Raw genomic sequence first — 12,716 nt, forward strand, 5'->3', positions numbered from 1 at the left:
ATGAGCACACGCTATTGCCTGCTCTGCAGGAAGGCGATCAACTGCTGCATCTCCCGGTGCCGGAGCAGGCGACCGTAAGCAGGCATGCCGGTGCTGCCATTCAGTATGCGTATATGCATTTCCGTTGTACTTAGCCGGCTGCCTGCATGTGTCAGGTCCGGGCCTACTATCCCGCCCTTGTCCCCTATGCGGTGACAATACAGGCAGCCTTTCTGCTCAAACAATACTTTCCCCGCCTTTACATCGGGGCCGGCGGAAGCGGCCACTGCCGGCGGCAAGGTCCGCTGCTTGAATGCAGGCGACCAGCCGGCCCTGCTGCCGGCCAGCAGTAGCGCGCCTATCAGCACGATCACCGCAATGCTTCCCGCAACGGCCCAGGGCCTTTTCAAGGGGCTTCTTTCTCCTTTATTGGAGAGAAAAGGCAGGGCAAACAGCAGGAAGAGGGCGATCAGCGGACCGAAGAACATGGCATAGGATTCCACTTCCGGGGGCATCAGCGCAAACAGCGCATATATCCACAACAGGTACCAGTCCGGTTGGGGCTGGGTATACACAATGGAGGGATCAGGCGGCTTTCTCAGCGGCGGCGGACCAGCCACCGCCGCCAGCAGGACCACCAGCAAAAGCACCGCTACACTGAACACCACATCGCGCCAGGCCACATAAGGCCAGAAGGCAATGCCTTCGCTCCGGAGCGCATTACGGTACCAGGTGCGGTAAGTTTTCGGGTCTACCGGCCTGCCCGCTTTGGGCGGCTCGGAAATGCCGTTGCGCACCACCAGCCACAGGTGAAAGCCCAGGAACAGGATGAGCAGGCCGGGCACCATAAAAACATGATACGTGTAGAACCTGCTCAGGGTGTGCCCGCCCAGGGTATCGCCCCCCATCAGCAAACGCGCCAGGGACGGACCTATAAGCGGCACGCGGCCCATCTGCTCCGCCGCCACTACGGCAGACCAGACGCCGTTATCGTCCCAGCGCAGGAGCTGCCCGGTAAATCCCATCACGGTGGTCAGCAACAGCAATATGATACCGCTGACCCAGCTCATTTCCCGTGGATATTTATAAGCGGCGGTGAGGTATACCCGCAACATATGGATGCCCGCCAGCAGCATCATGGCGGAAGCGCCGAAGTAGTGAATGCCCCGCAGCCAGCGGCCCAGCACGGCCTGCTGCGTAATGTACTGCAGGGAGGCAAAGGCCTTGTCCGATGAAGGCTGGTACATGAGCGCCAGCGCCGACCCGGTAACGATCTGCAGTATAAAGCAGAACAGGGTGGCGCTGCCAAATACATAATTCCACTTTAATCCCCGCGGCACTTTATGCTGTAGCAGCGGATGCAGCATTTCTGACAGTCCGCTCCGGTCATCTATCCATTGCCATATACGTTTCAGCGTTTTCTTCATGAGCACTTACTTAATCCTGGATCTCTGTGATAGGCACGGGGGCGGTTTTCATTTCCACCGTACCACGCTTTACCCGCACCTGGTAGCGTACCAGCGATTTGGGAGGCGGACCAGCCGCCACGGAGCCATCGCCGTAGAACACGCCGCCATGGCAGGGGCACATGAACAGTCCTGCTTTTTCCTCCCAGCGTACCGGGCAACCCAGATGGGTGCAGTTGGCCGAAAAAGCGATGAAAAGATCCTCCTGCTCCCGCCGGAGCCATGCGGCAGACCTGGCGGTAGTGCCGGCCCAGGGTAACGGGTCTGCATTGATAAAAGTGATGAGCTTCGTAGCGCCTACCGGGATGTCTGACAGGCGGGCCACTTTTCTCCATTGCTGCTCCGACCGGCGCAGCAGGGGGGCCAGCAGGGCGCCCAGCACCGGCACCGATACCAGGGCAGCAGGAATGGCCGCCAGCCAGAGGCTCAGCTTTACCAGGAAGCTGCGCCTGCTTTCAGGGATGTTGTTGGGTATCATCATGGCAGATCGCTTTTATCCATCCGGTGAGGGAAATGAAAGTGCCCGCCAGGCCGGCTGCAAAAATGAGCCAGGTGGTCAGCAGCCCCCAGCCGGTAAACAGCAGGGAAACGGCCAGCATAAAAGGCATGCGGGTAGGCGAAGGCATTTCCTCCGGCTTTGCTTTTACGGTTGATTCTTCTGATGTGATCATGATGCAATATTTTTTACTGCGGACGCCGGTTCCCTGCTGCCGAACCACCCGGCCATCAGGTATATGGCGCCGCTGATATAAATGAAGCAGCAGGGCACCCACATGATCAGGCCCGCCGCCTGCTGGTCGGCCTTGCGGGTAAGCTGCCATTGCTGTTGAATAACGGCGTTGAGCCCATAGGCATCGGCTGCGGATAGATAGTGCATATACGTACCTGCCGGTGCAAAGGTGATCAGCAACCCCAGTATGGAACAACCGGTACAGGCAGTGAACAGGTATACCACTCCGGAAAGCGCATGCATGCGGTAACGCGGGTCAGGGTGCAGCACCGGCGCACTGTAGACCATCCCTCCCAATACCAGGCTGAACGTCTCTGCAACATGCACCCAGTGCACGCCGCCGGGATGATGCATACCGTCCATGCTGCTGTTGAAAATAACCGGCACATGCCAGCACCACATCACGCCCATACCTATTATCCAGGCCGCTGCGGGGTTCCTGCGCAGCCATGCGAACAGCCGGTCCGGCAGGCTTTGGGCGGTTACCCGCGGCCATCCCAGCAGCAACAATGGCCCTACCAGCAGCAACAATATCACGTGCACGGTCATATGCGCGCTGAACAGGTAATGCGCCGACAGCACCTGCAGCGGGGAACAAAGGCAGAGGAGCAGCAGCGCCCCCGCTACTGCCGCATACTTCATACGCGGGTTACGCCGGAAACCGCCGCACAACCCGTACAGCAGCGCCAGTGCGGCAATGACGACCGCCGCTGTACCATCTATACTCCAAAATGAAATTGTATGATTCATTACACGCAGGTTTAAAGAATGTAAGGCAACAGGTACACGGTGGAAAAAACCGCGATCCAAACCACGTCCACAAAATGCCAGTAAATACCAATAGCCCCGATGGCGGCAGCGGCGCTTCGCTTTCCATTTTCCAGCGTTGACAGCCAGGACAGGTACAGCAGCGCGATGATACCGGTGAGCACATGCAACCCGTGAAAACCCGTCAGCGCAAAGAAGGCGGAGCCGAACACGCTACTGCTTACCGTTACCTGTTCCTTACGTATCAGCCTGAAATATTCATATCCCTGCCCGCTCAGAAAAACAAGTCCCAGGCAGGCCGTACAAAGCAGCCAGAACAGCGCTTTGCCGCTTACGCCTTTGCGGTGGTGCTTTTCCGCCACCAGGAAAGTAATGCTGCTGGATAGCAGCACCAGTGTAAAAGGAATAGCCGTGCGGATGTCCAACTGCTGCCTGGCCACCTGGTCAAAGTCGCCGCTGTTCCAGAAATGCAGGTAACCAAGCAGGAGCGATATAAAAAAGACCGCTTCGGAACCTATTGCCAGTTTCATCATCAGTTTGTGCATGTGCGCTAATCTTTGTCCGGGTTTTCCGGGTGTTTCAGATCCCACAGTGGTCGCCTGCTGTTCACGGGCGGCAGGCGGTCAAAATTCTTTTCGGGCGGCGGCGAGGCCGTGTACCATTCCAGCGTAAAGGCATCCCAGGGATCGGCCGGCGCCGGCGGTCCTTTCCGGATGCTGCGATACAGGTTGTAGAGCAGCAACATTACTGCCAGCGCCATCAGGAAAGCACCGGCGGAGGCCAGGAAATTCAGCAGCGTGTAATACGGGATATCCGGGTAGGTATATACCCGGCGCGGCATGCCCATCAGGCCCAGGAAATGCTGGATGAAAAAAGTAAGGTTGAACCCGATGACGAACAGCCAGAAGAACCACCTGCCCAGCCGTTCGTCCAGCATGCGGCCGCTCATCTTGGGAAACCAGTAGAACAGGGCGGCAAACATGCCGAACAGGGAGCCGCCAATGAACACGTAATGCAGGTGCGCCACTACAAAGTAGCTGTCCGTCAACTGCCAGTCTATGGGCACAATGGAGAAAGCGATGCCGCTTAGGCCGCCAATGGTGAACTCGATCAAAAAAGCTACCGCAAACAGCATGGGTACCGTAAAGCGCAAATGCCCGCCGTACATGGTGCCCAGCCAGTTGAATATCTTTACGCCGGTGGGAATGCCGATCAGCATGCTGCTGGCCGCAAAAAAGCTGTTGACCGTATTGCCCAGCCCTGTGGCAAACATATGATGCACCCATACTCCAAAGGACAGCAGCGCAATGGCTACCGTAGAACCGGCCACAAAAGCATACCCGAATATCCTTTTCCCGGAAAATACCTGGAATACTTCCGAATACACGCCAAAGGCCGGCAGGATCAATATGTACACTTCCGGGTGACCGAACATCCAGAACAGGTGCTCCCATAACAGGGCGGAGCCGCCAGCCGCCGTATTGAAGAAATGCGCATTTATAAGGCGGTCCAGCAGCAGCATGCTCAACGCGGCATTCAGGGCAGGCAACGCGCCGACGATAAGGAATGAATTGACCAGCGCCATCCATACAAAAAGCGGCACACGCTTCAGCGACATGCCTTTTACACGCATGGTGAGCACGGTCACAATCGTATTGATACCGGTGCTGACGCTGCCGATACCTGCCAGCAGCAGGCCCATGGCATAATAGTCAATGCCCCTGGAAGTGGAATACTGCTGCTGGTTCAGGGGCGCATAGTTAAACCAGCCGGCATTGGGGGCGCCGCCGGCCGCAATGCTGAAGTAGAGCAGCAAGCCGCCGAACAGGGTGATCCACAAAGCAAAAGCATTGAGGCGCGGGTAAGCCATTTCATTCGCGCCGATCATCAGCGGGGTAACGTAAACGGTTATCCCAAGCAATGCGGGCATCATCACGAAAAAGATCATAGTGGTGCCATGCATGGTAAAAAGCTGGTTGTACACATCGGGATGCAGCAGTTGGTTATTGGCCACAGCGAGCTGCACCCGCATCAGCAGGGCGGCGCTGCCGCCAATGATAAAGAAGAACAGCGCCGTCAGCAGGTACATGATGCCGATATCTTTATGATCCACCGTAGTGAACCAGTGGTGCAGCGGCTTCTTCCTTCCGCTGGCGGCGGGCAGTTTGTCAACAGTATGGGTAAAAAAAGTATCCATTGTGTAAAAAGATCACTTATTCCAGTTGAGACAGGTATGCGGTCAATGCTTTTACCGTAGAATCCGCCAGGTGGAGATACGGCATGTAAATGCCGGGTTTCCGCTCCTGGGGATTGCGCAGGAAGGCTTCCAGGTGCGCCCGGTCATTCCGTATCAGCCCGGTAAGCAGGGTTTGCCTGCCTGCTACATGCGTGAGATCAGGACCGGTAGTACCATTGGCGGCCGTACCTGCAATGCGGTGGCAGTCCGCACAGGTCTGCTCCATGAACAGGGCCGCACCCGGCAAAGCAGCCGCTTCCGGCGAGGCCGGCGCTGCATGATGCGCCTGCCATTTATCAAACGCTTCCTGCGGCTGCACTACTACTACCAGGCGCATGCCGGCGTGCTGTGCGCCACAGAACTCGCTGCAGGCGCCGTAATAAACGCCCGGCTTGTCGATAGTGAGCCACAGGTGATTTTCCCGGTTGGGCACCAGGTCCATCTTGTTGCCAAAGGCCGGTATCCACCAGTCGTGGATCACATCTGCCGATAACAGCCGCAGCAGCAGCCGTTTCTTTACCGGCAGGTGTATCTCGTTGGCTGTCACCGCTCCGCTGCCGGGGTAGCGGGCCTCCCACCACCACTGGTGCGCGGTGATGATCACATCCGGTGTTCTGCCCGCTGCATCCGGCAGCACCCGCTGCATGGTATGAATGCTGTAATACAGGAACCCGCCCACCATTAAAAAAGGAATACCGATCATCGCTACTTCCCAGCTACCGGCGGGACTCCGGGTAGCAGCCGGGGCGCGGCCGGTCCTGAAACGGTAAAGGATATACGCAGTCAGCCCCGTTACCACCAGCAGGATAAATCCGGCAGCTATAAAGAAAGCGCCCGTAAGACGGTTGATCTCTATACCCTGTTGTGAGGCTGCATCGAATATGGACTGCAAAGGAATATCAACGGAAATGCTGTCTTTTTGCGGTAATGACTGCATGATCATACATGGCGCGGCACAAACATTGTACCACCAGTTGACACACATATCCTATTCATCATGAGCACTCACAGAGACACCGACCATACTTTCGGAGACCAGGTAGTAGTGATCACCGGCGCATCCGGCGGCGTAGGCAGGGCCACCGCATGGGAGTTTGCCAAACAGGGCGCCCGCGTGGTGCTGCTGGCCAGGGGAACAGCGGGGTTGGAAGGCGCGCGTAAAGAAGTGGAACAATACGGCGGCAAGGCCCTGGCCATTCCCGTGGACGTAGCGGACCCGGTGGCGGTGGAGGCCGCGGCCGAGCAGGCGGAAAGAGAGATGGGACCGATAGACGTATGGGTGAATAACGCGATGAACAGCGTATTTGCGCCGTTCAAAGAGATCACACCGCAGGAATTCAAACGGGTAACGGAAGTTACCTACCTGGGCCAGGTATACGGCACCATGAGCGCACTGAAGCGCATGCTACCCCGCAACAGGGGCTCCATTATACTGGTGGGCTCTGCGCTGGCCTACCGCGGCATACCGCTACAGTCCGCCTACTGCGGCGCCAAGCACGGCATACAGGGCTTTTACGATTCCCTGCGCTGCGAGCTGCTGCACGATAAAAGCAGGGTACGCATGTCTATGGTGCAGCTCCCGGCGCTGAACACCACGCAGTTTGGCTGGGTATTGAGCAAGCTGCCCAACAAACCGCGGCCGATGGGCAAAGTATACCAGCCGGAGGTAGCAGCCAGGGCTATTGTGTTTGCAGCTACCCGTAACCGGCGCAGCGTATGGGTGGGCTTTCCCACCTTCAAGGCGATCATCGGCAACAAGATAGCGCCCTGGTATGCGGACTATGTGCTGTCGCGCAACGGCTACAAGGGACAGCAAACAGATGTGCCGGCCAGCCCGCACCGCAAGAACAATGTGTGGGAGCCGGTACCCGGCGACCAGGACACGTACGGCGGTTTCGGCGACATTGCCACCCGGCACAGCACGACCTTATGGCTCAGCATGCACCGGGAATGGGTATGGCTCATTGCAGGCGTGCTAATTGCGGTACTGATCATCGGGCTGACCATGGATTAAATATAACCAGCAATCTTACTATGCATAAAAAAGAAACGACGTACCAGCCTATCGAGAACTACGGCATCATCGGCAACCTGCATACCGTGGCGCTGGTGTCGCTGAACGGGTCTATCGACTTCATGTCCTTTCCCCGGTTTGACGCACCTACCATCTTTTGCAGGCTGCTGGATGCCGCTAAAGGCGGCAGCTTTTGCATTACCCCGCTGATGGAAAATATGGTAACCAAACAGTTGTACCTGCCGGACACCAATGTGCTGGTAAGCCGCTTTTTCTCTGATGAAGGTATTGCAGAAGTGATCGATTACATGCCGGTAACACGCAATGAGGCCAGTTGCGCCGTGATCAGGAAGATCACCACCATCCGGGGAAAGGTGAGCTACCGTATGCGCTGCGCACCACGGTTCAACTATGCCGGCACGCCGCACCGCATCAGCCAGGATGAGAACAGCTTCCTTTTCTCCCCGGAAGACAAGCAACTGGCGCCCTGCTGGCTGACGAGCCATGTACCGGCCGCCATAGAAGGCGACGATGTGGTAGCGTCATTCACCCTGCAGGAAACGGAAAGCGCCTGCTTTATGCTGGAATCCGTACATAACCGGAACAGCCGCAGCAGCGACCTGGAACATTATGAAAAAAGCACCTACCGGCAAACAGTGCGTTACTGGCAGCGCTGGCTGTCCCGCTCCACCTACGAAGGACAGTGGAAAGAAATGGTGCACCGTTCCGCGCTTACGCTGAAGCTGCTCACCTCCAACAAGTACGGCTCTATGGTGGCAGCGCCTACTTTCAGCCTGCCGGAAGCCATTGGCCACGGCCGCAACTGGGATTACCGTTATACCTGGATACGCGACGCCGCATTCGCCATGCACGCCTTCCTGCAACTGGGCTTCCTGGATGAAGCGAAGGCTTTCCTGCAATGGGTAAAAGCGCAGAGCACCGAAAAGGACCTGCAACTGATGTTCGCCATAGATGGCAGCAGCCGGCTGGACGAGTACGAGCTGCCACGCCTGGAAGGCTACATGGCCTCGCAGCCGGTGCGCATCGGCAACGACGCCTACAGGCAAACGCAGATGGACGTGTACGGCGAGCTGCTGGAAACGATCTATATCTACGCCATGCACGGGGGCGATATTACCTATGACTACTGGAGGATCATAGCGCAATATGTAGAGCTGGTGATACAAAACTGGCGCTTGCCGGACCACAGCATCTGGGAGGTGCGCGGCATCAAAAGGGAATTCCTCTTTTCCAGGTTAATGTGCTGGGTAGCGCTGGACCGGGCCATCAAGATCGCGAACCATTTTTCCTTTCCCTTCGATATACTGCGCTGGCACGGTACACGCGATGAGATATTCCGGGATGTGTATGACAATTTCTGGAACGAGGAAAAACAATCTTTTGTGCAGTTCAAAGGATCGGACAACCTGGATGCCAGCGCCCTGCTGATGCCCATCCTCCGCATTATTTCCCCGGAATCCGATAAATGGCGGAAGACCATGCAGGCCATCGACCGCGAGCTGCGATCGGATGTGCTGATATACCGCTACCGGGAACAAACCATGGATATAGACGGCATGAAAGGAAAAGAAGGCACCTTCACCATGTGCTCTTTCTGGCACGTGGAATGCCTGGCCCTGAACGGGGAGATCGACCGGGCCAAAGAGCATTTTGAAAAAATGATCGGTTATGCGAACCACCTGGGGCTTTTTTCGGAACAACTGGGCATGAAGGGGGAACACCTGGGTAATTTCCCTCAGGCCTTTACACACCTGGGACTTATCAGCGCGGCCATTGAGCTGAGCAAACAAGAACAGGCGGCCGTTACCGAAATGCCCTCCTACTATTCCTGGGAAATGAAGTAACGGCATCCTGTCAAGTCATAGCGCCATGCATTTTTATTACCTGCTTATCTTTATCATTGCCGCCACTACCCTGTTCAGCTACCTGAACTACAAGCTCACCCGCTGGCCTGCGCCCATGGCAGTGATGATCTTCTCCCTGGTATCGGCGGTCCTGCTGCTGCTGCTGCACAACCTGTTCCCGGAGCTTACCGCGGACGTAACAGATACCATGAGCGAGATCAACCTGCAGGACCTGGTGCTGAAGATCGTGCTGGGCTTCCTGCTGTTTGCCGCCACCTTCCGTACAGATGTCATGCACTTTCGCAGGGAGGCCAGGCCTATACTTGCACTGGCGTTGCTAAGCACGCTGGCGTCCACCTTTATCACAGGAGGGCTGGTATATTTTCTGGCGCCCCTGCTGGGCCTCCGGCTATCCCTTATCAACTGCCTGCTTTTCGGGACCGTGATAGCGCCTACAGACCCGATCGCCGTGCTGGGCCTGCTGCGGAAAGCGGGTATACCCAAATCCCTGGAACTGCAGATAAAAGGCGAGTCCATGATCAACGACGGGATCGCCATCGTACTGTTCACTACTTTTTTGGAAACGGGCAATGCATCACAGGGAGGAAGCGTATTGGGGCACGCCGTGCTCCTGTTCCTGCAGGAGGCTGCCGGAGGGGCGCTGTTCGGCGCACTGATCGGTTACCTCGGATTGCAGGCTTTGAAAACACTGAACAATTACAAGCTGGAAATACTGGTCACTTTAGTGATCGTGATGGGCGGCTATACGCTGGCCGACCTGATACACGTATCCGGCCCCCTTACCATGGTGGCGGCAGGGCTGATCTGCAGCCGGGGTAAAACGCTGGCCCTGTCCGCGGAAAGCATGCGCCATGTAAGCAGCTTCTGGGAGCTGACGGACAGTTTCCTGAACGTCGTAGTATTCCTGCTGATCGGTTTTGAGCTGCTGGTGATCCCGCTTAACCTGCTGATAGCAGTGATGGGACTGGCCTGCATCCTGATCGTGCTGGTATCCCGTTTCCTCGCGGTACTGCTACCCTTTTACCTGCTGCGCAGCCGATTTGAACGGCATTCCCCGCTCATGCTTACCTGGGGCGCGCTGCGCGGGGGCGTATCCATTGCGCTGGCCCTTTCCCTCCCTGCCGCCATGCACCGGCATGAGTTGCTGCCGGTGACCTACCTGATCGCCGTATTTTCCATTATCGTGCAGGGCATGACCATCGGCAAACTGTCCAATAAACTTGGATTACAGCGGGGATGAGCGTTTGCGGAACACTATGCTCCAGCCACCTCCATAATCCTTCGTGACCTTTCCTTTTACGAAAGCGCATAAGAGGACGCAGATGCCTGCCGCCGCATTGGAGATGATAACGGCCATGCTGCCGGATGCGAACAGTAGCCCGGAGAGCATGAGCCAGCCGCCTGCCACTACATTAAAGTAGCGCGCGCCCCGGTTTATCTCCCACATGGCCACAATGGCCGCGGTAACCACCAATGGACCGGTGATATAATTGTTGTTAGCGGCGGTTTTGTGAAAGTCCAGCCAGCCGGGTGAGATCATCACCCATAAGCCGGCCAGTGTATTGATGATACGTGCCCACATAACTTACCTGGTTGTAGCGGTGACAGGATGATTACCCCAGAAAGCCTTCCATACCGGCTGTCCGTTCTCCTTTACCCGCCGCAGGTATTGGAGGCTGGCCAGCAGCTCGTCCATTGCGGGGCTGATAATGATCACGGATATAAAGGCCGAAGCCAGGCACAAGGTGCACCAGCTACTGAAGAGCACCGGCTGCAGTATGACCAGTAAAATGCTGACTAACCCCAGGGGGCCTACGGCAATGCCAAAGATGATCACTATCCAGGGCATCGTACGCCAGCGCTCCCGTCCGCCTATCATCGCAGTGACCACATCCAGCAGGTACCCGAACGCGCCCAGCAGCGCGTCCGGTACCGGCAGCACCCGGGAAACGGATGAATGCAGGATTTTCCTGCTGCCGTCTCCAAAGAAAGGCTCCCAGACCGTATCCAGGATACCCAGTTGATACAGGCCCAGGTACAGCGCGATCAGCAGGCCCAGGAGGGCCACTGCCGCTATGGGCAGGCGCTGCCCCCAGGAAGACGGATTATAGTCCCAGGCGGGCGGAATAGCGGTTACATGTTCCATACCCTTGCTGCATAAATACTATGCCGGTTACAGCGGGGTTAGCCGTAGTTCTTCTTTATAGACCTTCCCGAAACGGTCCGTTGCCTGTACGGTAAGGGCCTTTGTACCGGCCGCGGGCACCGCTGCAAAAAAATGATCGCTGCGCACATGCATATGCGCGGGATAGGAGGCCACTACGACCGGGTCCTGGCAGCGGATCTGCTCCATGACGCCTTTGGCCTGTCCATCCTCCCACCATTCCACTTTCCATTGCGGGTCCCAGTTCCACACATTGGCGATCACCGCCCCCGGCCTGGCGGCCACGCTTCCCGGCTTGTAAAGCCGCATTTGCAGCTCCCTGGGCTTGCCGGTGCTTTTGTAATACCATTGTACGGTATCACCGTCTATTTCGTAAATGGCGTAACCGTTGGGCGTGCCATCTGCCGCCACCTGCTGGGGACGCCACCAGGCGCCGCAGACGGTGCCATGGTTATGCTCCATGATATGGTCCTTTTCCCAACTTTCATTCCAGTGGGTATGCCCGGACATGATATGCACCTTGTAAGGTCTCAGCAGCTCATACAGGTGCTGCCGGTTGCTGACCACGCCGCCGGCCGGCTCTTCCTTCATGCCTTCCCTTTCCTTCTGGCCGGTGTTGGTAGGAATGTGCAGGCTGACGATCACGGTGCTGCCGGCCGGCACATATTGCAGGTCCTTTTCCAGCCAGGCCAGTTGCGTTTCCGTGAGGTAACCGATGTAGCTGTGCCCGCGGCCGATAAAGAACACGTCGTCCAGCATCACGTAGTGCACCCTGCCACGGTTGAATGAAAAATAATTGGGACCAAAAAGTTTCCTGAACTGTTGCTGTGAGCCTTCATCGGTCCTGGCGGCATAATTCATATCATGGTTGCCGATCACCTGGAAGAACGGGATACCAGTGGCTTCCACCGCTTTGGCGTAATCGTCGAACAGGTCAAAACGGTCGTGCACCAGGTCGCCCACGGTAATGCCATGCACCGGGATATTGCCCAGTGAGCGGACCTCTGCGGCCGTATCCGGGGCGGACACGTTCAGCAATGTCACCGCGTCTTCATCCTTCACCATCTGCGTGTCGGCCCAGATGACCAGCGCGTGCTTATGGTCGTCCAGCGTATTACGCTGCAAATCGAAGTTGGCGGTTTGCGTAGCCTGCTCCCGGAGCAAAGGCTGGTAAAAACGGGCAATGCCTTTTTCCTGCGGTATATGATATCCTGCGGGAATGGAGATAAAAACAAAACCGGCATCGGAGTGCAGGGCGATGCGGTAATTGCCGGCAGGATCCGTAGCCGTTACCGTATACCCATCGCTTACTACTACGCCTGCCAGCCCCTTCCCGGCCGCGGTCACCTTACCTTTTACATAGCTTCCGTTAAGCGGGCGGTCTGCACCCAGCAGGTGCGCCGCCGGCGCTGTGGCCAGCGCACCCGCACCGGCCAGGCGTTTTAAAAAATTTCTTCTTTGCATTACTATTTG

The 12,716-nt window shown here is 56.9% G+C and carries 13 protein-coding genes; 3 read left to right on the top strand and 10 right to left on the bottom strand.

The window, feature by feature from the left end; translation table 11 throughout:
• Positions 1 to 11 precede the first annotated feature (11 nt).
• Genes LX66_RS23915 through coxB form a run of 7 tightly spaced genes read right to left on the bottom strand, consistent with a single transcriptional unit; the run spans position 12 to position 6,116 of the window.
• Positions 12 to 1,406 carry a cytochrome b N-terminal domain-containing protein gene (locus LX66_RS23915; protein ID WP_145718130.1) on the bottom strand — a complete coding sequence of 465 codons (1,395 nt, stop codon included), beginning with the start codon at positions 1,404 to 1,406 and terminating at the stop codon, positions 12 to 14.
• 10 nt (positions 1,407 to 1,416) lie between these two features.
• The gene (locus tag LX66_RS23920) at positions 1,417 to 1,926 is read right to left on the bottom strand and encodes a QcrA and Rieske domain-containing protein (RefSeq protein ID WP_244620494.1); all 510 of its coding nucleotides are present in this window, start codon (positions 1,924 to 1,926) and stop codon (positions 1,417 to 1,419) included.
• Positions 1,901 to 2,116 carry a hypothetical protein gene (locus LX66_RS23925; protein ID WP_145718132.1) on the bottom strand — a complete coding sequence of 72 codons (216 nt, stop codon included), beginning with the start codon at positions 2,114 to 2,116 and terminating at the stop codon, positions 1,901 to 1,903. The genes LX66_RS23920 and LX66_RS23925 overlap by 26 nt, the downstream gene beginning before the upstream one ends.
• The gene (locus LX66_RS23930) at positions 2,113 to 2,925 is read right to left on the bottom strand and encodes a cytochrome c oxidase assembly protein (RefSeq protein ID WP_145718134.1); all 813 of its coding nucleotides are present in this window, start codon (positions 2,923 to 2,925) and stop codon (positions 2,113 to 2,115) included. Before LX66_RS23930 ends, LX66_RS23925 begins: the two co-directional genes overlap by 4 nt.
• Before the next feature lie 11 nt (positions 2,926 to 2,936).
• Complete coding sequence (locus LX66_RS23935) at positions 2,937 to 3,488, bottom strand: cytochrome c oxidase subunit 3 (RefSeq protein ID WP_145718136.1); 552 nt, start codon at positions 3,486 to 3,488, stop codon at positions 2,937 to 2,939.
• A gap of 5 nt (positions 3,489 to 3,493) precedes the next feature.
• Positions 3,494 to 5,140, bottom strand: coding sequence for a cytochrome c oxidase subunit I (ctaD, locus tag LX66_RS23940; RefSeq protein ID WP_145718138.1), 1,647 nt, complete (start codon positions 5,138 to 5,140; stop codon positions 3,494 to 3,496).
• A 16-nt stretch (positions 5,141 to 5,156) separates the two neighbouring features.
• Positions 5,157 to 6,116 carry a cytochrome c oxidase subunit II gene (coxB, locus tag LX66_RS23945; RefSeq protein WP_158642745.1) on the bottom strand — a complete coding sequence of 320 codons (960 nt, stop codon included), beginning with the start codon at positions 6,114 to 6,116 and terminating at the stop codon, positions 5,157 to 5,159.
• A 60-nt stretch (positions 6,117 to 6,176) separates the two neighbouring features.
• Between coxB and LX66_RS23950 the strand changes: the two genes are divergently transcribed.
• From LX66_RS23950 to LX66_RS23960, 3 genes are read left to right on the top strand one after another with little or no spacing between them, the layout of a single operon-like run.
• Positions 6,177 to 7,193, top strand: coding sequence for an SDR family oxidoreductase (locus LX66_RS23950; protein ID WP_145718142.1), 1,017 nt, complete (start codon positions 6,177 to 6,179; stop codon positions 7,191 to 7,193).
• Positions 7,194 to 7,213: 20 nt separating this feature from the next.
• Positions 7,214 to 9,058 (top strand): glycoside hydrolase family 15 protein, encoded by a 1,845-nt coding sequence (locus tag LX66_RS23955; RefSeq protein ID WP_145718144.1) that lies wholly within the window; start codon positions 7,214 to 7,216, stop codon positions 9,056 to 9,058.
• Between the two features lie 25 nt (positions 9,059 to 9,083).
• Entirely contained in the window at positions 9,084 to 10,319 is a 1,236-nt protein-coding gene (locus LX66_RS23960) for a cation:proton antiporter (RefSeq protein WP_145718146.1), read from the top strand.
• On the opposite strand, the gene LX66_RS23965 is transcribed toward LX66_RS23960, so the two are convergent.
• From LX66_RS23965 to LX66_RS23975, 3 genes are read right to left on the bottom strand one after another with little or no spacing between them, the layout of a single operon-like run.
• Positions 10,305 to 10,661, bottom strand: coding sequence for an SPW repeat domain-containing protein (locus LX66_RS23965; RefSeq protein ID WP_145718148.1), 357 nt, complete (start codon positions 10,659 to 10,661; stop codon positions 10,305 to 10,307). The two genes, LX66_RS23960 and LX66_RS23965, sit on opposite strands and share 15 nt — an antisense overlap.
• A gap of 3 nt (positions 10,662 to 10,664) precedes the next feature.
• Positions 10,665 to 11,225, bottom strand: coding sequence for a vitamin K epoxide reductase family protein (locus LX66_RS23970; RefSeq protein WP_145718150.1), 561 nt, complete (start codon positions 11,223 to 11,225; stop codon positions 10,665 to 10,667).
• Between the two features lie 27 nt (positions 11,226 to 11,252).
• Positions 11,253 to 12,707, bottom strand: a complete 1,455-nt coding sequence (locus LX66_RS23975) for a calcineurin-like phosphoesterase C-terminal domain-containing protein (protein ID WP_145718152.1) — start codon at positions 12,705 to 12,707, stop codon at positions 11,253 to 11,255.
• Positions 12,708 to 12,716 lie beyond the last annotated feature (9 nt).

Source organism: Chitinophaga japonensis, from assembly GCF_007830125.1.
GTDB classification, from domain to species: domain Bacteria; phylum Bacteroidota; class Bacteroidia; order Chitinophagales; family Chitinophagaceae; genus Chitinophaga; species Chitinophaga japonensis.

What these genes read in the sequence shown, in the direction of transcription:
- LX66_RS23915 (WP_145718130.1), bottom strand. Translation starts at nt 1,406, where the DNA reads ATGAAGAAAACGCTGAAACGTATATGGCAATGGATAGATGACCGGAGC.
- LX66_RS23920 (WP_244620494.1), bottom strand. Translation starts at nt 1,926, where the DNA reads ATGATGATACCCAACAACATCCCTGAAAGCAGGCGCAGCTTCCTGGTA.
- LX66_RS23925 (WP_145718132.1), bottom strand. Translation starts at nt 2,116, where the DNA reads ATGATCACATCAGAAGAATCAACCGTAAAAGCAAAGCCGGAGGAAATG.
- LX66_RS23930 (WP_145718134.1), bottom strand. Translation starts at nt 2,925, where the DNA reads ATGAATCATACAATTTCATTTTGGAGTATAGATGGTACAGCGGCGGTC.
- LX66_RS23935 (WP_145718136.1), bottom strand. Translation starts at nt 3,488, where the DNA reads ATGCACAAACTGATGATGAAACTGGCAATAGGTTCCGAAGCGGTCTTT.
- ctaD (WP_145718138.1), bottom strand. Translation starts at nt 5,140, where the DNA reads ATGGATACTTTTTTTACCCATACTGTTGACAAACTGCCCGCCGCCAGC.
- coxB (WP_158642745.1), bottom strand. Translation starts at nt 6,116, where the DNA reads ATGCAGTCATTACCGCAAAAAGACAGCATTTCCGTTGATATTCCTTTG.
- LX66_RS23950 (WP_145718142.1), top strand. Translation starts at nt 6,177, where the DNA reads ATGAGCACTCACAGAGACACCGACCATACTTTCGGAGACCAGGTAGTA.
- LX66_RS23955 (WP_145718144.1), top strand. Translation starts at nt 7,214, where the DNA reads ATGCATAAAAAAGAAACGACGTACCAGCCTATCGAGAACTACGGCATC.
- LX66_RS23960 (WP_145718146.1), top strand. Translation starts at nt 9,084, where the DNA reads ATGCATTTTTATTACCTGCTTATCTTTATCATTGCCGCCACTACCCTG.
- LX66_RS23965 (WP_145718148.1), bottom strand. Translation starts at nt 10,661, where the DNA reads ATGTGGGCACGTATCATCAATACACTGGCCGGCTTATGGGTGATGATC.
- LX66_RS23970 (WP_145718150.1), bottom strand. Translation starts at nt 11,225, where the DNA reads ATGGAACATGTAACCGCTATTCCGCCCGCCTGGGACTATAATCCGTCT.
- LX66_RS23975 (WP_145718152.1), bottom strand. Translation starts at nt 12,707, where the DNA reads ATGCAAAGAAGAAATTTTTTAAAACGCCTGGCCGGTGCGGGTGCGCTG.